The sequence below is a fragment of the Mesorhizobium dulcispinae genome, from assembly GCF_033977345.1.
GTDB classification, from domain to species: Bacteria; Pseudomonadota; Alphaproteobacteria; order Rhizobiales; family Rhizobiaceae; genus Mesorhizobium; species Mesorhizobium dulcispinae.
The window spans coordinates 101637-119049 of record NZ_JAVIIY010000013.1; the positions used below are offsets into that span (position 1 = coordinate 101637).

13 protein-coding genes are annotated in these 17413 nt (G+C 62.0%); 7 read left to right on the forward strand and 6 right to left on the reverse strand.

The features are described 5' to 3' along the window. Window positions 1-3: 3 nt before the first annotated feature. Window positions 4-2334, reverse strand: a complete 2331-nt coding sequence (locus tag RFN30_RS24930; protein WP_320264726.1) for a TnsB C-terminal domain-containing protein — start codon at window positions 2332-2334, stop codon at window positions 4-6. A gap of 25 nt (window positions 2335-2359) precedes the next feature. Next, window positions 2360-2968: a hypothetical protein gene (locus RFN30_RS24935; RefSeq protein ID WP_320264727.1), complete on the reverse strand. Its 609-nt coding sequence runs from the start codon at window positions 2966-2968 to the stop codon at window positions 2360-2362. A gap of 1174 nt (window positions 2969-4142) precedes the next feature. Here RFN30_RS24935 and RFN30_RS24940 point away from each other — a divergent pair. The 3 genes from RFN30_RS24940 to RFN30_RS24950 are packed head-to-tail and all read left to right on the forward strand — an operon-like array spanning window position 4143 to window position 10503. Beyond that, entirely contained in the window at window positions 4143-8870 is a 4728-nt protein-coding gene (locus tag RFN30_RS24940; RefSeq protein WP_320264728.1) for a GAF domain-containing protein, read from the forward strand. After that, entirely contained in the window at window positions 8867-9256 is a 390-nt protein-coding gene (locus RFN30_RS24945; RefSeq protein ID WP_320264729.1) for a response regulator, read from the forward strand. The genes RFN30_RS24940 and RFN30_RS24945 overlap by 4 nt, the downstream gene beginning before the upstream one ends. Beyond that, window positions 9253-10503, forward strand: a complete 1251-nt coding sequence (locus tag RFN30_RS24950; protein WP_320264730.1) for an adenylate/guanylate cyclase domain-containing protein — start codon at window positions 9253-9255, stop codon at window positions 10501-10503. Before RFN30_RS24945 ends, RFN30_RS24950 begins: the two co-directional genes overlap by 4 nt. Before the next feature lie 777 nt (window positions 10504-11280). Here RFN30_RS24950 and RFN30_RS24955 read toward each other — a convergent pair. Then, complete coding sequence (locus RFN30_RS24955) at window positions 11281-11559, reverse strand: hypothetical protein (protein ID WP_320264731.1); 279 nt, start codon at window positions 11557-11559, stop codon at window positions 11281-11283. Between the two features lie 155 nt (window positions 11560-11714). Between RFN30_RS24955 and RFN30_RS24960 the strand changes: the two genes are divergently transcribed. After that, window positions 11715-12428: a winged helix-turn-helix transcriptional regulator gene (locus RFN30_RS24960; RefSeq protein WP_292371899.1), complete on the forward strand. Its 714-nt coding sequence runs from the start codon at window positions 11715-11717 to the stop codon at window positions 12426-12428. 71 nt (window positions 12429-12499) lie between these two features. Here RFN30_RS24960 and RFN30_RS24965 read toward each other — a convergent pair whose 3' ends face one another. After that, window positions 12500-13315 (reverse strand): pyrroline-5-carboxylate reductase, encoded by an 816-nt coding sequence (locus RFN30_RS24965; RefSeq protein ID WP_320264732.1) that lies wholly within the window; start codon window positions 13313-13315, stop codon window positions 12500-12502. Between the two features lie 133 nt (window positions 13316-13448). Next, window positions 13449-13853, reverse strand: a complete 405-nt coding sequence (locus RFN30_RS24970; protein WP_320264733.1) for a hypothetical protein — start codon at window positions 13851-13853, stop codon at window positions 13449-13451. Window positions 13854-14009: 156 nt separating this feature from the next. On the opposite strand from RFN30_RS24970, the gene RFN30_RS24975 reads away from it, so the two are divergent. The 3 genes from RFN30_RS24975 (at window position 14010) to RFN30_RS24985 (ending at window position 15380) form a co-directional block, all read left to right on the forward strand. Then, a complete protein-coding gene (locus RFN30_RS24975) occupies window positions 14010-14195 on the forward strand; it encodes a hypothetical protein (RefSeq protein WP_292452188.1) in 186 nt (61 codons plus the stop codon). Then, on the forward strand, window positions 14192-14542 hold the full coding sequence (locus RFN30_RS24980; protein WP_320264734.1) for a hypothetical protein: 351 nt from the start codon (window positions 14192-14194) through the stop codon (window positions 14540-14542). The genes RFN30_RS24975 and RFN30_RS24980 overlap by 4 nt, the downstream gene beginning before the upstream one ends. Window positions 14543-14906: 364 nt before the next feature. Continuing rightward, complete coding sequence (locus RFN30_RS24985; RefSeq protein ID WP_320264735.1) at window positions 14907-15380, forward strand: DUF995 domain-containing protein; 474 nt, start codon at window positions 14907-14909, stop codon at window positions 15378-15380. An 838-nt stretch (window positions 15381-16218) separates the two neighbouring features. On the opposite strand, the gene RFN30_RS24990 is transcribed toward RFN30_RS24985, so the two are convergent. After that, complete coding sequence (locus tag RFN30_RS24990; protein ID WP_320264736.1) at window positions 16219-17244, reverse strand: helix-turn-helix transcriptional regulator; 1026 nt, start codon at window positions 17242-17244, stop codon at window positions 16219-16221. Window positions 17245-17413 lie beyond the last annotated feature (169 nt).

Genomic DNA, 17413 nt, shown 5'->3' on the forward strand with positions numbered 1-17413 from the left:
CTATCAATCCTTCCTGAGAAAATCCGAGCTGAGGCGGCCGCGGCGGCGCGCGACCGGCGCTTGCGAGTCGTCGTCTACTGAGTGGGTTTCCTGAATCTGGGAGTCGTCAGCAGATGTTGGCAGGTTGTCGCTCTGCAGATCGTCAACCTCCAGGTCATCGAACGTCTGGCCTCGGTCGCTTACGGTCGTGTAGTTGAAGTGCCGCTCGATCTCCGCCTCTCGCCTTTTGACCTCCTGGTTGGAGATCGTAGAGGGGCCGATCCCGGCAACCGACGCTGAATGCCTGCCAGTCTCGCGCAGATCGAGCAGAGCAGCTTGAACGATGTGATCGCTGAGTTTGGCCACATCGGCGTGCTTGCGCCGCAGGGCCGCTGCCGTCTCCTCCCAGAGGGCAGCGGAAACGCCTTCCATGGGCATGTCGCAAGGAACGTCAAACCATTTCGCTCCGGGCATGTTTTTCGAAACCCAGATCGTGCCAAGGTTTTCCAAATCCGCTCGCATTCGGATGTCGGCCTGGCCGACCTCCCTGCGCAAGCGACTGAGGTCCTCCGAGCGATAGTAGAGTCCAAGAAAGCGGACGCCGCGGTTCTGGATGCGCCTGTTGTCCGAGAAGCCGAACGCGATCGTCATCACCTCCTTCGTAGGCGGAGGCACGACCTTGAACAGAGCGGCCCGCTCTTCCCAAGCGTCGTTCGGCGTCTGGCCGCCGAGGCCGGCGTGGGGAGAGTTGTGGTAGACGTCTACGATATAGCGAACCAGTGCGGGTCCCAGGACAGCCGAGACGACGTGAGCCAGCGCTTCGGGATTGGCTTCGCCCTTGTCGCCGACGCTGGAGAACGTGCGACCCTGGAAGAACGGCAGCAACTGGGAGTCGATGGTCTCGAAGAAGCGCTCGACGACGCCTCGCGCGTCAGGGTGCGAGGCAGGCCCGATCTCGTTCGCGGAGCCAATGTCGGTCACCCTGCAACGGAACCCGGCGTCGATGAACTCGGATCCCGAGTCCGTGGGTACCATCAATGGCGAACAAGCGTGGTGCCACGTGGACCGGCAGCCGGCGGCGAGCGCGATTCCGTCCTTGTTGCGGCAGACCATTTCCAAGGTGCGAATCGAGGTGTCCGCGTTCGCACTCCAGGACAGCGTCGCACCCATGACGACCTTGGTGGCTTCGTCGATCGCCACGCACAACATGAGCCTGAGCTTGACGATCTTCCCAACGAGTTCCTCGGGGATGCCTTCCCAGAATTGCTCCGGGAGCCTCACTGACATCAGCTGGACGCGCCAGCAATCGAGCGCGACACGCTCGCCAGGGTACAGAACCGATTCCGGCCTGCCGCTCACCTTGTGCGTCCTGCGGGCGTGGCTTGCTCCGTACCGGGCGAGGGCCACCTGGTAGCTGTCCAATTTCCGGATCGCGCGCTCGAAGGTGCTGAGCGATGGGACCGGGAGCGCAGGCAGATCCTGGGCCGCGCGGGCCACGTTCGTCGCGGCGAAGGACAACGCTTCCGGATTGCGGATTCGAGCGGCGCCTTCCCGGTCGCGTCTCGCGTTCTCCTCTTCGAGCGTGATCGAGCCCGTCATCAGCTTGTACAGCGTCGCCGCGGACGGGCGGCTCCGGTCAAGGTAGGCTTGCACCCACTTGGCCACCAACGCGACCGAATGCGGGTCCGTGATTTTCGGCGTGCGGCTGCCCACGCGGCCCTTGCGGTGGTCGCGCAGCGCGAGAAGGTCCCATTCGTGCTGGACCAGGTCGCGAATCCATTTCCGCACGGTGGCGGGCGAGGGCGCGCGGTAGGCATCCTTGGCCTTGCGGGCCGAGATCTCCCGCATGCCGGCCGCATCCCTCTTGCCGCGCTTGCTCTGGCGGCCGTCGTCACCCTCGTCGTCCACGCCGTAGACCAGACGCGCCATGACTTTGGCGATCGTCCTCTTGAGCGCCTTGTCCGTCAGGCTGGTCAATCCGTCGTCGTACATCTGAACAACATGGCGGCAGAGCTTCCAGTAGAAGGCCAGCTGATCCTGTTCCTCGCCGTCCAGGTCGCGCGCCGACTTGACGTCCGGCAACCTGGCGAGAAGGACCTGCCGGGATTCACTGTTCCTTTCCATGAGGGGGTCGAGCTTGCCCGCTTCGACCAACTCCCTGATCTCATCCTGGGGGAAAACCTGGCGGAGCTCGGGGTTGGCCAAAGGACTGGCCGTCAGCACGTGCCTGTCGTGGCTGATGTGTTTGTAGAGGATCTCGTCGAAGCCATCTCTGATTGCGAAGACGTGACCCGGCTCGAAACCGTAGGTTGTCGGAGCGGACGAGCGGAAGGCATTGCCGTTGAAGACGTTCATAGTAATTCTCCTTGTTTGATGAAGGTCAGGCGCGGGCGCGCCTGACGAAGCATTCGTAGGAGATCCGGGCATTGTCCCAGACCTCCAGTCCGCCGATGCCGATCATGCGGACGACGGCGTTGAAGGCGTCGCCGCCGATGCCGGAAGCAGCCACCAGGTCGCGAAGGCGACACCAGCCGTGCAAGCTGTCGGCAAGTCCCGCGACGACCGCGTCGGCCTTCTCACAAAGGAGCCGACGAGCGCGAAGCAGGAGCCTCGCATCCGCCACGTCATCCGGGTGGATGTGATCCTCGGTCCGGACCAGATAGACGTCAGCAACCGACTTCCCGTGCTGTTGCTCGATCAGCCGCTGGACCTGAAGGACTCCCGATTTGACGACCTTGCTCCTCGGCTTCACGTCAACGGCTGCGCGGGTGCCGTCGACGAGGTCCACGAAAGCGTCAAAGGTGTGCATGGCGAGCCTCCCGTTTTCATCCGAGTATTCGACCGGAGGCGGCTGATCGAGGTAATCCTCGACCACGCTACTGGCCAGCGAGATGTAGATGAAGCCGCGCTCGAGCTTGCTCTCGTAGACGAACTCCCGGTTCCGGGCGTGGTCGACCACGGTTCCCCGATAGGAGGCGGTGGAGCGCAAGGACATCCCGCCCTCCACCGATTTCCCTTTCTGAGCAGCAGGGCGCGACAGCTTCCGCGACGCGCGGGTGGGCTCCGGAGGAGTCCACGACCGCGCAGCCTGCGTCAGCCCGCTATGTGCAAGCTCCTTACGGCGGCAGCGCCGTCACCCTCCTTGGGGCGAAGCACTGCTGCCGAGGACAGCCAGTCCGGCCGGAGTTCCTCCCGCAGCGGAGCGCGCGGAACGAATCGGTTGGTTGCAATTTTCTTGCGCATGTTGAGCCCTCCTTTTGTGCGCGCGCCGACAGCGTTCCCTGGCGGGACACCGTGACGGTTCGACAGTTTCTGGGAGGGTCAGGAAGCCGGAGCGAGGGTTCTCCGGCACAACATACCGGAGGCCTCAGCCTCGTGCTTCGCGGCCGTCCCGCGTCGCTATCGATATGCGTGTTGCAAGCATCAGTTTGTTCCTCAATTGCCCAGCTTGCGCCAGGGAAGGCGGCATATAGGGCGCGGATCCTTCGAAAAGGTAAACAGCGAGATTCAAATTTGCTCGGATCCGAACTATTTCGATCGCAGTCCGATCAGGATGCTGAGGTGAACCTTAAGGAGGGTAACGACCGGTCCCTGTTGAGCGCTCCCACTGCATCGTTGCTTAACTCATCCAACTCTGCCTTGATGCCGACTGCCGATGCGGCCAAAGCTTTACAGAAGCCGACGCTCGATGCCGCGCACCTGTTATGCGAATATCCCGCACAGAAGGTGAACCTTGTCATGACAAGCACCCCACGCGGCTGACGCCCAAGCCACAACTTTCCTCATCGTGCTGATCAGAATTTCCGGCCTCTGGGCGCGCCAGGCCCGAGCGAGCGATTGGCCTCCGCCCGCTCATTCCGCACCCAAATCCCGACGTGTGGTTGAGCGTCATGATGAAGGCGGGAGCCCGGTGATGCGGTAGTGCTGCTCGCCGGGATCTGCGCCGGGGGCGACAAGCAACTGTCGGCCCGGCGCGACAGTTAATGCCTAAGTTCGGTCGGACTGCTCGGCCAAGTGTCGATCTTTGGCGGCCGGAAGCGATCAAGAGCCATTGATGCCTGCTTCGAGAGCATCAATCTCCCGCTCGCCCGCGAGCCGTTGCCTGTATGAGGCGCTGCTAATATGGTTGCCGCTGCGGAGACAGCGTCTGAAGAGTTGGAACCATGGAGTCGCGCCCAAAGGTGTCGAAGGCTAATCGTGGGCGTCAAGTCCACCTCGACGACCCTGTAGTTGGCTCAGTCCAGAAAAGCCGCGGAATCGGCAAGAAGGCAGGCGGGAAAGAACCTTCGTCGACGGCCGTTCTACGTCGCGAACTTGCGCAAGCACATGCTCAGCTCGACGCAACTGCTGATGTGCTGAGGATCATTGGTCGTTCGGCTTTCGACCTGCAGATCGTCCTCGACAGATTAACCGTATCCGCTGCTCGCCTGTGCAAAGCAGATATGGCTGGCATATGCCTTCGCACCGAGAGCGACGGGTTCTACTACGCCAGCAGCCTTGGTTTTGCCGATGACTGGCTGGCCTACAACAAGGACCGGCGCCTCGATACGGGGCGCGGCAGCGTTGTTGGGCGGGTGCTCCTCGACGGCACGCTCGTCCAGGTTGCCGATGTCCTTGCGGACCCTGAATACACGTTTCTCGAGCCCGCTAGGAAGGCGGGTTACCGTACGTTCCTAGGGGCTCCGCTAACGCGGGACAACAAGGCCATCGGCGTCCTGGTCCTCGCTCGCAGGGCCGTTGCGCCGTTCAGCACAAGGCAGATCTCCCTAGTGGAAACGTTCGCCGACCAGGCAGTGATCGCCATCGAAAACGTGCGCCTGTTCGATGAGGTGCAGGCCCGCAATCGCGAGATATCGGAAGCTCTGGAACAGCAGACGGCGACCGGCGACATCCTGCGGGTGATTGCGGCGTCACCGACCGACATCCAGCCGGTGCTGCAAGTGGTGGCCGAGAGCGCAGCGCGGTTCTGCGACACCCACGATGCCATCATATTCCTCGAGCAGGACAACATGCTTGTGCCCAAGGCGCACCACGGGCAAATTCCCTTCGATCTCCCGCCGATGCCGACCACCCGCGACTGGGTTACCGGCCGCGCCTTCGTCGACCGGGAGACGGTGCATATCGTGGACGTCGCAGCGGCAGGCGAGGAATTCCCGATCAGCAAGGTACTCGCCGAGCGGTTCGGGCACATGACGATGGCAGCCACGCCGCTGATACGGGAGGAGCAGGCCATCGGGACGCTCGTCATCAGGCGTATGGAGGTTCGCCCGTTCAGCGACAAACAGATCAACCTGCTCAAGACCTTCGCCAACCAGGCCGCGATAGCGATCCAGAACGTCAGGCTGTTCGAGGAAGTCCAGGCGAGGACGCGCGAGCTCGGCGAGGCATTGCAGCAGCAGACGGCGACGGCTGACGTCCTGAAATCGATCAGCCGCTCGACCTTCGACCTGCAGACAGTGCTCGACACTCTGACCGCTTCGGCTGCGCAGCTGTGCGAAGCCGACATGGCCGGCATCGCGCGGCAAGAAGCGGAAGGCTACTACTACGCCACAAACTACAACCTTCCCAACGACTGGCTGGAGTTCGTGAAGGACAAGCATTTTACGCCCGGACGCGGTACCGTCCTAGGGCGCGCACAACTCGACCGCAACATCGTTCACGTGACTGATGTTCTTGCCGATCAGGATTACACCTTTCTGGATGCGGCGAAGACCATCTGGTTCCGCACGGTGCTGGGCGTGCCGCTCATGCGGGAGGATGATCCGATCGGCGTTCTTATCCTTGCGCGCCGGCACGTCGCCCCTTTCTCCGACAAGCAGATCGACCTCATTCAAACTTTCGCCGATCAGGCCGTGATCGCCATCGAGAACGTCAGGCTGTTCGAGGAGGTCCAGGCGCGGACGCGTGAACTGAGCGAAGCGCTCAACCAACAGACTGCTACCGCGGACGTGCTCAAGGTGATCAGTCGGTCGGCTTTCGATCTTCAGCCGGTCTTGCAGACGCTATCCGACTCGGCAGTGCGTCTGTGTGGCGCCGACATGGGTGGGATCACGTTGCGCGAGGGCGATGCCCTGCGGTTCATGGCAGGCTCGGGTCAGGAGCCGGAGCTGTTTGCCTACGAGATGGCTCATCCGCATCCGATAGGGCGAGGCACTTTCCAGGGGCGTGCAGTCCTTGAAGGGGCGACGGTCCACGTGCCCGACGTATCGCTGGATGCGGAATACGAAAGGCCTGAGGCCGCCGCCACCGGCAATTTCCGCGCGGCACTTTCGGTGCCTCTGAGGAGGGGCGATGAGGTCATAGGGGTCTTCGGAATGGCGAGACGAGCTGTCGGGCCGTTTGCGCAGCGCCAGATCGAACTCGTGGAGAGCTTTGCGGACCAGGCGGTGATCGCGATCGAGAACGCCCGGCTGTTCGACGAGGTACAGGCGCGCAACAGAGAGATTTCGGAAGCGCTGGAGCAGCAGACCGCGACCGGTGAGATCCTCAAGGTGATTGCATCTTCGCCGACCGACATCCAGCCGGTGCTCCAGGTCGTCGCAGAGAGTGCCGCCCGGTTTTGCGATACCAGCGACGCGGCCATCCTTCTGATTCAGGACGGGAAACTCGTCGGTAAAGCTCATTACGGTCCGATTCCGTTCCAGCTCCCTCCGATGCCCATAACCCGGGACTGGATCACCGGCCGCGCGGTCGTTGACGGGCGGACTTTGCACGTTCACGACATGACGGCCGAAGAGGCGGAGTATCCTCTCAGCCAGGCTCTGGCATGGCAGTTCGGCTTCCACACGATCGCTTCCACGCCGCTGCTGCGCGAGAGCGAGCCGATCGGTGCGATTGCGGTCAGGCGCGATGAGGTCAGGCCGTTCAGCGACAAGCAGATCGACCTACTCAAAACGTTTGCGGACCAGGCGGTGATCGCCATCCAGAACGTCAGGCTGTTCGACGAGGTGCAGGCTCGCACCGCGGAACTCAGCGAAGCTCTGGCACAACAGACGGCAACCGCCGACGCGCTCAAGATCATCAGCCGCTCTACGTTCGATCTCCAGGCCGTTCTGGATACGCTGGCGCAGTCGGTGGCACGGCTGTGCGAAGCCGATACCGCGACCGTCATGCGTCAGAGCGGCGACAACATCCTCGAAGCATCGCGCTGGGGATACTCGGCCGAGTTCGACGAGTACATGAAGAGGGCCGACAAAGGGCCGGGGCGAGGCTCGATAGCCGGACGCGTCCTGCTCGAAAGGAGGACCGTTCAAGTCGCGGACGTGCTTGCCGATCCCGAATATGCCCTCCGCGAAGGCCAGAAGCTGGCGGGCTTCCGGACCGTGCTCGGTGTGCCCTTGCTGCGCGAGGGCAATCCAGTCGGTGTCTTCATCCTGACGCGCACGACCGTGAATCCCTTCGCGGTCAGGCAGATCGAGTTGGTGGAGACATTCGCCGACCAGGCGGTCATCGCCATCGAAAACGTGCGGCTATTCGAGGAGGTGCAGGCACGCACGGCCGAGGTGAGCGAGGCCCTGGAGCAGCAGACCGCAACCGCGGACGTCCTCAAGGTGATCAGCCGCTCGGCGTTTGATCTGGAGGTCGTGTTCCAGACGTTGCTCGAGTCGGCTGCACGCCTGTGCGCTGCGGATTGCGGATCGCTTTCGCGCAGGGACGGCGACCTCTACAGGGTCGTAGCCTGGGTCGGCTTCTCCAAGGAGTATCGCGCCTACGAGGCGGCACATCCTCATGCGCTCGGGCGTGGCACGTTGCACGGACGCGCAGCGCTGGACCGCAGCACGGTCCAAGTTTCGGACGTCCGGCTCGATCCGCAATATGCGAGACAGGAGGCCTCGGCCATGGGGGGCTTCCGCGCGGTTCTTGCGGTCCCGATCCTGCGCGAGGGGGAAGCGGTCGGCGTGCTCGCGCTGGGACGCCGCACCCCCGGCCCTTATACACCGCGCCAGGTCGAGCTCGTCGAAACCTTCGCCAACCAGGCGGCCATCGCCATCGAGAACGCCCGTCTCTTCGACGCGGTCCGCAACCGCTCCGAGGAGCTATCCCGCTCTCTGGAAGATCTGCGCACGGCCCAGGATCGCCTGATCCAGACGGAGAAGCTCGCCTCGCTCGGCCAGCTAACGGCCGGCATCGCGCACGAAATCAAGAACCCGCTCAACTTCGTCAACAACTTCGCATCCTTGTCGGGCGACCTGCTCTCCGAATTGAACGAGGCCATTGACCGAACCGCGGCCGACGCGTCGGCCCGCGCCGAGATCGAAGAGCTGATGACGATGCTGCGCGGCAATCTTGCCAAGGTCGAGCAGCACGGCCGGCGCGCCGACTCCATCGTCAAGAACATGCTCCTGCATTCCAGGCAGGGTTCCGGCGAGCATCGGCCGACCAGCATCAACGCCGTCGTCGAGGAGAGCCTGAACCTCGCCTATCACGGCGCGCGTGCGGAGAAGCAGGGCTTCAACATCACGCTCGAACGGAATCTCGATCCAGCGGCCGGAGAGGTCGATCTCTATCCGCAGGAAATCACGCGGGTGCTGCTCAACCTCATCTCGAACGGGTTCCATGCCACGACCAGCCGGCAGGCACAGGCGAACGGCGCCTACGAGCCGGTCCTCGCCGCGTCGACCAAGGACCTCGGCGACCGCGTCGAGATCAGGATCCGGGACAACGGCACCGGTATTCCACCCGAGGTGAGGGAGAAGATGTTCAATCCCTTCTTCACGACCAAGCCCGCCGGAGAGGGGACCGGTCTAGGATTGTCGCTCAGCCACGACATCGTCGTGAAACAGCACGCCGGCACCATCGAGGTGGCGACCGAGCCGGGCGAGTTCACCGAGTTCAGGATCGTTCTGCCCCGAAGCGCCGCTTCGCTCGGCAAGCAGGAGGCAAACCCGTGACGCTTCTCATTCTCGTGGTCGACGACGAGCCGGACGTGGAGACACTGTTCAAGCAGCAGTTCCGGCGCGACCTCCGCGACGGCCGGTTCACGATGGAGTTTGCGCTGTCGGGCTCGGAGGCGCTGGCGCTGATCGAGCAGGCCACAAACGTCACGCTGATCCTCATCCTTTCCGACATCAACATGCCCGGCATGAGCGGCCTCGATCTCCTGCCGAGGGCGCGCGCGGCGCGTCCCGATGTTCCCGTCATCATGATCACCGCCTACGGCGACGCCGAAACCAAGCGCAGGGCGATCGAGTCGGGCGCCGAGGCGCTGTTGACCAAGCCCATCGATTTCATCGCCCTGCGCGCGGAGATCGAGACGCGGATCGGAAGGGCAGCGTGAGCGCGCGTATCCTCGTGGTCGACGACGAGCCGGACCTCGAAAGCCTCCTGCTGCAGAAGTTCCGGCATCAGGTCCGCGACGGCTCGGTCAGCTTCCTGTTTGCCCGCGACGGGGTGGACGCGCTGGAGCTGCTCGAGCGGAACGGCGACGTCGACATGATCGTCTGCGATATCAACATGCCGCGCATGGATGGCCTATCCCTCCTGCAGAAGCTCCAGGAAGCCGAGCGGCAGCTGTCGACGATCATCGTCTCGGCCTATGGCGACATGGCCAACATCCGCACTGCCATGAACCGCGGCGCATTCGATTTCCTGATGAAGCCGATCGATTTCGTCGACCTCGAGGCGACGATCGCCAAGACGCTCAGGCATCTGGAGACGTTGCGCGAGGCGCGGCGGCGTCAGGCTGCGGCCGAACGCGCTCACGCGGCGCTGTCTCGCTATTTCTCGCCGAATCTCGCCGCGCGGCTGGCGAGCGACAGTGACGCGGTCGGCCTCGCCGGGCAAAGACGCGAGGTAGCCGCGCTGTTCACCGACATCGCCGGCTTCACCACGCTCGTCGAGACGATGGAGCCGGACACGCTCGGCGACCTGCTCAACGACTATCTGGCGGGAATGACCGACATCGTCTTCCGCCATGAGGGGACGGTGGCAAAGGTGGTGGGCGACGCCTTGCACGTATTGTTCGGCGCGCCCAGCGAACAGCCCGACCACGCCGTCCGCGCGGTCGCCTGCGCGCTCGAGCTCGACGCTTTTTCCGAGGCCTTCCGCGAGCAATGGCGCACGAAGCGCATCGTGCTCGGGCCGACACGCATCGGCGTCAATGCCGGGCCGGCGATGGTGGGCAATTTCGGCGGGGTCCGCTTCTTCGACTACACGGCCTACGGCGACACCATCAACATTGCGGCCCGGCTCGAAGCCGCAAACAAGCAACTCGGCACGCGCATCTGCGTCAGCGAGAGCGTGGCGCGGGCGGTGCCGAATTTCCGCGGCCGCCCGGTCGGCGACCTCGTGCTCAGGGGCAGGACCGAGCCGCTCAGGGCGTACGAGCCGCTGCCGCCCGATCGGGGCGAGGACGATTCAGCCGATGGGTACGGATCGGCGTTCGCGCGCCTGGAAGCCGACGATCCGGGCGCGATCGGAGCCTTCGCCGCGGAAGTTGGAAGGCGCCCCGGCGATCAGCTGGCGAGCTTTCACCTGAAGCGGTTGCTCAATGGAGCAAAAGGCATCCGCATCCAGATGGATTGAGCAAACCACACAAGTGGAACTGGTGGTTCCGCCGATCAGCATCGAGGTGAGGTCCCAACTAATCGAGCACGGATGGACGCGACCCAACATAGGAGCCGGAGCCCTGAGCACGTCCGATGCCCGAATTATTAGGATTTCAAGCCTGATCCCCGGAGCCGCCGTCGCGCGTCCCGGTAGGCGCTGGCGCGCGCAGTCCGCAAGGGCTTGAGCGGAGCGTCCCTTGAGGACGAGCACGACTGCGCTAGGGACAGAGCAGCGTCGGCAGCCCGGGGACTTCTGGCTGGCTGATCCCTGGTGGGTCCAGAGCGTTGTCTCCGTCTCCTTTCTCGTTTCGCAACAGCACTCCGATGACGAGTCAGGCCGGAGCGCGATATTGTTGAGAGCGGTCCCAAGACCTGCGAAAAGTCCAATCTGCACACTCACTGGACACTTGGACTCCGGACAAGGTTCGTTATCCGGCCACTCCGACCATTTTCAAGCCTAAGACTTGCCCCTAATCCCTTCCCGTTAATCGGGAGCAATCCTACCGTTGCGGAAGAGCGTGTCCTTGATCTGGCTGTCTTCCGGAAAGTGCTAGTAATTGGCGACAAACAACAACGCCTCTTTCTGGGCCGCGTTTATTGCGCCGGTACGAACGCGTCGATCAGTGTTTCGGTACCCACTGCCACGCAGCCGCAGGCGGCCGCACATGTGGCAGGTACCGGGCGTTCCGGTCATCGTGGCGCGAGCGAAAAGGGGATTTTAAGGCGCGCGCCACGCATGCCAGCTTTTCCCTTCTTACCAATTTCCCATCCGGTTCTGCGCCGCACTATTGAGCGCCTGAGAAGCGGATCGATCGAAGCTGTCGGCGCAAGCCGCATCGACGTCAGCCTTGGTCAAGCAAACGTCGCGCAGATGGAAGTTGGACAGGTTACCGAGCGAGCGCTCTATGTCGCGGCGGGTCCGCCATTCATGGACAAGGGCCAGCAGGCGTTCGAGCGGCAGGCCACGAAAAGTACCCGGCACGCGCAGTGCGGTCCGGCCTAGCGTCGTTTGCGTCATGTTACGCCTGGTCATGGTAATCTCCGTTGGTTGGGGATGGCCGAATGACGATCACCATGACGGTGGAAGGCGAGCAGGCGCTAGGGCAGATTCGGAAGCGTTCCGCTTCAGATTGTGAACTCGCCCTGGACCTCCGCAGGGTCTAACTTGCGGCAAAGGAGAGTTCAGTCATGACGCGACGGCCTTACGGACTGATCTGCCCTATCGCGTGCGCCTGCGAGATCCTGGAACCGCGCTGGACGATCCAAATCCTGACTGAGCTCTGGAACGGCTCGACCCGTTTCAACGACATTCGCAAGGGACTAGGCAACATCTCGTCCGCCCTCTTGTCGAGGCGGCTCAAGGAGATGGAAGCGTTGGGCCTGGTCGAGCGCATCGAGGACAAGGCGAAGGGTACGGTCGACTATTTCCGCACCAAGAAGGCGATCAACCTCGAGCCGGCGATGAACGCGCTGGCGGAATGGGCGCAATGCAACATCGAGGCGGAGATCGCGCTCAGCGGTGCGGATGCTTCGACCATCATGTGGATCGTGCGGCGAAAGATCGACCTCGCTGAACTGCCGCGGCGGCGCGCCGTCATCCGCTTCCATTTCCGCGACGATCCCCCACCGAAGTATCCGCATTACTGGCTTGTGGTCGAGCCAGGCGCGGAATTGCCCGAGTTATGCTCGCTCGATCCCGGCCGCGACGTCGACCTTTACGTCGAGACCGGAGTTGTTTCGCTTGGGGCCATCATCGAGGGCCGTTCCAGCGTCGAGCGCGAGATAGAAAGAGGCGGACTTTTCCTGAGCGGCGACGCCGGTCTTGCCCACAGCATGGACCGCTGGCTGCGAATCTCGGTCTATGCGGCGTTCGAGGGAATTGTCCCGCTTTCTTCACAGTGAGACCACCTTACGCGTGAAGGGTCGTAGCCGTGCTACGCCGAGCAAAGACATGTCGGCGGACTGCGAAGGCCTTATCCGGAGGACACCGGGCCGTGACCGCGATGACGAGTTTGCTCCGGCCTAGGAGCAAGCCTCGAGAACGCGGCTTCTAGCCCGCCCGTAACTGCCGCTCCACCTCCACAACTTATGAAGAGATCAAATACCTGCTCATTCAGACTTCCCTTCGTCGAGTAAGCTGTGCGCAGTTCCTCGAAAGATCTTTCGGGCGAAGCGCGCGCCGTTTCCGATAGGCCCGCAAACAGATGTGCGAGGAAATCGCGGGCGTGCTCGTTGAGCATACCCTTCGCCATCATCCAGCGCGCGATAACATCAAGAAACCCAAAGTAAGTTCCCATGAGGCAACATGCCGCCCCGAATAACTCGAACTCAGCAGCGTCGCGCGCCTCAACGACCGAACCGAGCGAGGAGAACAGTTCGGTGACGACGGAATCGCCTGGAAATATAGCGGTCACACCATGCAAGTCGGCAACAAGAGGAACCGGGATTGCACGGCAGAGTCCTGGTATGCCACGGGTCCACTCCGAGAGCTCTTCCAATTGGAGGCCCGCCACAAAGCTCACAACCCGTTGACCTGGGTGAAATTCTAGCCTTGCAACGATGTCATTCGCGACTTGCGGCCGAACCGCGAGAAACACGATGTCGGAGGAATCAACAACCCTTTGGTTATCACGAGCAACTCGGATGAGTTGATGAAGCGCTGCCAAGCGAGCAGCCACCTCAGCGTTGCGCGGCGACACCGCAATGCCCTCAAGGTCGTTCCCTGCCTTGACCAAGCCTCTGACGACGCTCTCTGTGATCGCACCCGTTCCGACGAATCCCAATTTCATCTTGATCCCTTGAGCGAGGTGGCCAGACCTCGAAGAATGGTCCAGCACAAGCACGTGTTAGCTCTTGGTCATCTTGGTCGGTTGACCACGACACCGCCTCATCTCGCTTCGTGGTGTGCCGACCGTGTCTGTCCTAACGACTTGCCGCGATTGAACTTGTGCCCGGCGGTGCGAAAAAGCACGTCCACCTGAATCTCTGATAGGCTTCGAACTTCATGTGGGGGGTGATCGCTCGGTAAAACGTCATCAGACGCTCGCAAATATGATACCGATCATCCGGCGCGGGCTGGACGCGATCTCTAGGAATGAACCACTCAGCTTCTTGCGGCTCATTCAGGTAGGTGGGACGCGGCATCCTCACAAAATAACCGTCTTTGGTCATCCTGACGTTGCTGGAATCGATTGGGCGGCAATCCTTGTTGCCGCAGCAGTCATAATGAAGAACGGGATCAGTCTTCCCGGTGTACCAATCGTGAGCGTTCGCCTCGGCGGCTAAGACAAGCCACATCAATGCAGTAGTGATTTGGAACTGCACCATGAATTAGCCCTCGCATTTGCTTATCATATTAGTATGTGCTAATCTAGGAAGAAATCGTATCGCCCAGCAGAGAAGTCCAAGGCCACCTGGCGTGTCCGCGCGAAGGGTGCCGTGGCTGGTGACGACTTCGGTCACAGCAAGGGGGGAGGCCCTTCGATGCATGTGGTCAGCACGCGACGACGGGCAGGGCTGGCGGGCTTGATGGCCACGGCTGCGGCGCTGGAGAGTGGTTCTGCGTTAGCGCACAGCGCCGATCGGGCCTGGACCTATCTATCAAATGCCCTCGGCCATCGCTGTATCTATCAGTCGGACTTTCTCAACCTGATCCGGGATAAATCATGATCTGGCCATTTGGCGGGCGCGGCGGCGCCCTCGGGTTGGACGCTATCATCGCCGCAGCGTGTGCCTTCGGAGTGCCGGTGGCATCGGCACATAGCTGGTACGAAAAACAGTGCTGCGAGGACGAGCATTGCGAGCCGATGGCAGATGGCGCCGTTCGCGAAACAAGCAAGGGCTTCAAGGTGCCGTCCGGTGAGTTGCTGCCTTACGGGGACGGCAGGGTGCGTCAGTCACACGACATGCGTTACCATTGGTGCCATGACCAAAAAGCAACGGTAGAACGGCATCGTGAAATACCATTTGGCCCTGACAGTACGATCTGCCTGTACGTGCCGCCTAAGTCATCCTGACATTCTGTCCAATTAGCCCTTTACGAAATCCTCCCCTTAACCAGCTTCCCGCCGGAGGTGGTCTGGAACCCAAGCCTGATCCCCGGAGCCGCCGTCGCGCGTCCCGTAAAGCGCTGGCGCACGCAGTCTGCAAGGGCTTGAGCGAAGCGTCCCTTGCAGACGAGCACCGCTGGGGACAGAGCGCGTCGGAGGCGGAGCGGGTTCGGGCGGCCTGATCCTTGGTGAGTCCAGAGCCTCGACATGTCCACATGACCCAAATGGGCCATGTGGCTCCTCAAGTGGCATGGTAATCAGCGCTCTGGGAACGACGCGTTCCGCGTGCGCAACCGCAAGGTCGTCCCTACACCCGACGGAGGAAATTGCGATGAAAGCCTTGACCTTATCCGTTCTGATCGTGGGCCTCACCATCACTCCTGCTCTTTCCGAGACAATGCCAAAAGGCGCTGCGCCTGTAACGAGCACCGATATCTCTTCGATGTTTGGAGGGAGGACTTACACATTCAAAGAGAAGGGGGCGAACGGAAAAACCGTAAACATATCGTGGTTCCTCGGTGCCGACGGCAAAATGCTGGGCTACACCGGGAATGGTCCTTCCTATGCCGTGGGCACCTGGACGGCAAGCGATGGCAAGTTGTGTGTTTCCAACAAATGGAAGGGCTCCTGGGGCGAGTCTACGTCCGGCGACTGCCAGCTTTGGGCCCGAGACACCAAGAACCCAAAGAAGCTTTATCGTGCCGAGATAAGCAAAGGTGGCGACTACACCGCCTACAAGCCAATTCTCAAGGTTGGAGATTCGATCTCGAAGGAGATTGAAGCCCTCAAGAGGAAGCTGAAGTAGGCTTTTGGCGAGGCATCGCGACAATGTCGCTCGATCGGTCCTTGTAGGGTTGGGCTCCAGAGGTCGCATACGCGGGTGCCTCGGGGAGGTTACGATCGGAACAGTTATCCTAATGGGCGGGGGTCCTTACAGGCCGCTTAGCGACCCCAATGGAGAATGGCTGGTTTGGGATGCTGTGCGGGAGAACGTGGCCGAGTTCGGCGGCTGCGCTTTTCAGGGCCTCACGCAGAGAGAGGCAATGAGGTTCTCGACGCTGATGAACGACATGGTAAGGCCTTCGACTCGGAAGGGGGTCACCTCCCCTGTTCGTCCGTTCTTCCACATGACCCATTTGGGTCATGTGGACCCCAAAGTGGACATGGTAATCAAGCTCGCCAGCACAAATTCGGGAGGGCAAAATGGCGAAAATGAAGGCTCTGTTCTTTGCGGCAATCCTTGCCGGCGTGTTGTACCCGATTGCACTTACTACGTCGGCAGAGGCAGGTTCGGGGAAGGCCTGTTTCAGCAACCCGGCTGGGAAAGTGGTTTGTCCCGGTTGATGCTCGGAACTCAAAAGTCAGCTTTTTGAAAAGCGGTAGGCCGCAACCGGCGACTGGACCAGGAACTACGAGCGCGCCGCCGCCAACGCGGCGGCATTTCTCGGCCTTGCCGCAGCGATGGTCTTGCTCAGGCGCGCCGCGAGGTTGTCAACGGTTTGAAATCTGGGACAGGCTCGTCTCCAAGAAGTTCGCCGCGATGGGCGGCGAGTACGCGTGCTCGGATGCATCAGCAGCGCAGGCGCGTCGTCTGAATTCTTCAGCGGGGTCAGGGCTGCCGCAGCCCCGACCCCGCGCCAAGATCATCGGCCACCCGGCGGTCCGCTTGCGATCCTCGAGAGCAGGGCAATCAGTTCCGCCTGTCGATGGGTGTCGGTCTTGGCGAAGACCGCCTTGAGATGGTTGCGCGCGGTCTCGTAGGAGATCGCCAGCTCATCCGCGGCCGCTTCCAAGGCTTCGCCTGACGAGACATGGCGGGCGAGCCTCGCTTCGGATGCGGTCAGGCCAAAACAGGACCGCAGGACAGCTTCAGGCGGCCGCGGGCGCACATCCGGATCAAGCAGCACGACGGCCGCCTGGCAGGGCGCGAGAGCGTTCGGCGACACGGCCGGCAGACGCATCGGATATGCCAGCAGGGGATGCCGACCGATGCGCGGCAGGGGCACCGGCGGCATGGACGATGCTGGTTCCATGGCGTGCAGGAGCTCCCAGATTGACTTCTGGATGGACACGGTGGCATCCCTGTGGGCTGACACCAGCCGGGAATTGGAAATCTGGAGGTCAGGACCAAGCAGTTGTTCGGCGGCGGAATTTGTTCGGATGACTTTCCCACCCTGGTCAATCATGACGACGGCTGTTCCGCTTGCGTCGAACGCATCCGACGCGGCCTCGGCGCGCGCGAAGCCCAGAGCCCGGACCATTGCGGCAACCGATCCCAGATGAGCGGATAACCGCGCAAGCTCGCGCATTTCGTCAGGCAGAAACTGTCCCTGTCCGGCAGTTCTCTGGAGCGTCAGTGCCCAGAAGGAGTCCCCGGCGGCGATTTTTACGGCCACATATCCATGAAGGCCCAACGGCTGGAGAAAGTCCTGATAGAATGGGTGCCTGCCAATCTCTTCAGCAGTCAAAAGGTCGAAGTCCGTCGTGACGCCTCGCCGATTCAGAAAGGGCGCAAGGCGGTATCTCTCGTCCTTGGCTATCCAGCCATCGCGGACATACGCCTCGAAAGCGCGTTCCATTGCCGCATTGCGCGGTACCGCTGGCAGGTGTCCCCTCATGTCGAAGAGCAGTGCCCCGGCGCTCCCGGTCGCCTGCGCAGCCACTTCCATTGCGGCGTTCCAACGCGTTGGATCGACCGCCGCCTCGACCAAAGCAGCTGTGATCCCCGACAAATTGAAAGCTGCCCCCATCGTTCCCCCGCTGGGTGACGAACGGATGCCAGCTAAGCGCAGCGACTATCGAATTTCAAGTCGGACAAAGGAGGGCTCGTATCCCAAT

Coding starts and splice junctions, on each gene's coding strand:
- RFN30_RS24960 (WP_292371899.1), top strand. CDS start 11,715: ATGACGCGACGGCCTTACGGACTGATCTGCCCTATCGCGTGCGCCTGC.
- RFN30_RS24930 (WP_320264726.1), bottom strand. CDS start 2,334: ATGAACGTCTTCAACGGCAATGCCTTCCGCTCGTCCGCTCCGACAACC.
- RFN30_RS24990 (WP_320264736.1), bottom strand. CDS start 17,244: ATGGAAGTGGCTGCGCAGGCGACCGGGAGCGCCGGGGCACTGCTCTTC.
- RFN30_RS24955 (WP_320264731.1), bottom strand. CDS start 11,559: ATGACCAGGCGTAACATGACGCAAACGACGCTAGGCCGGACCGCACTG.
- RFN30_RS24970 (WP_320264733.1), bottom strand. CDS start 13,853: ATGGTGCAGTTCCAAATCACTACTGCATTGATGTGGCTTGTCTTAGCC.
- RFN30_RS24975 (WP_292452188.1), top strand. CDS start 14,010: ATGCATGTGGTCAGCACGCGACGACGGGCAGGGCTGGCGGGCTTGATG.
- RFN30_RS24980 (WP_320264734.1), top strand. CDS start 14,192: ATGATCTGGCCATTTGGCGGGCGCGGCGGCGCCCTCGGGTTGGACGCT.
- RFN30_RS24985 (WP_320264735.1), top strand. CDS start 14,907: ATGAAAGCCTTGACCTTATCCGTTCTGATCGTGGGCCTCACCATCACT.
- RFN30_RS24940 (WP_320264728.1), top strand. CDS start 4,143: ATGGAGTCGCGCCCAAAGGTGTCGAAGGCTAATCGTGGGCGTCAAGTC.
- RFN30_RS24965 (WP_320264732.1), bottom strand. CDS start 13,315: ATGAAATTGGGATTCGTCGGAACGGGTGCGATCACAGAGAGCGTCGTC.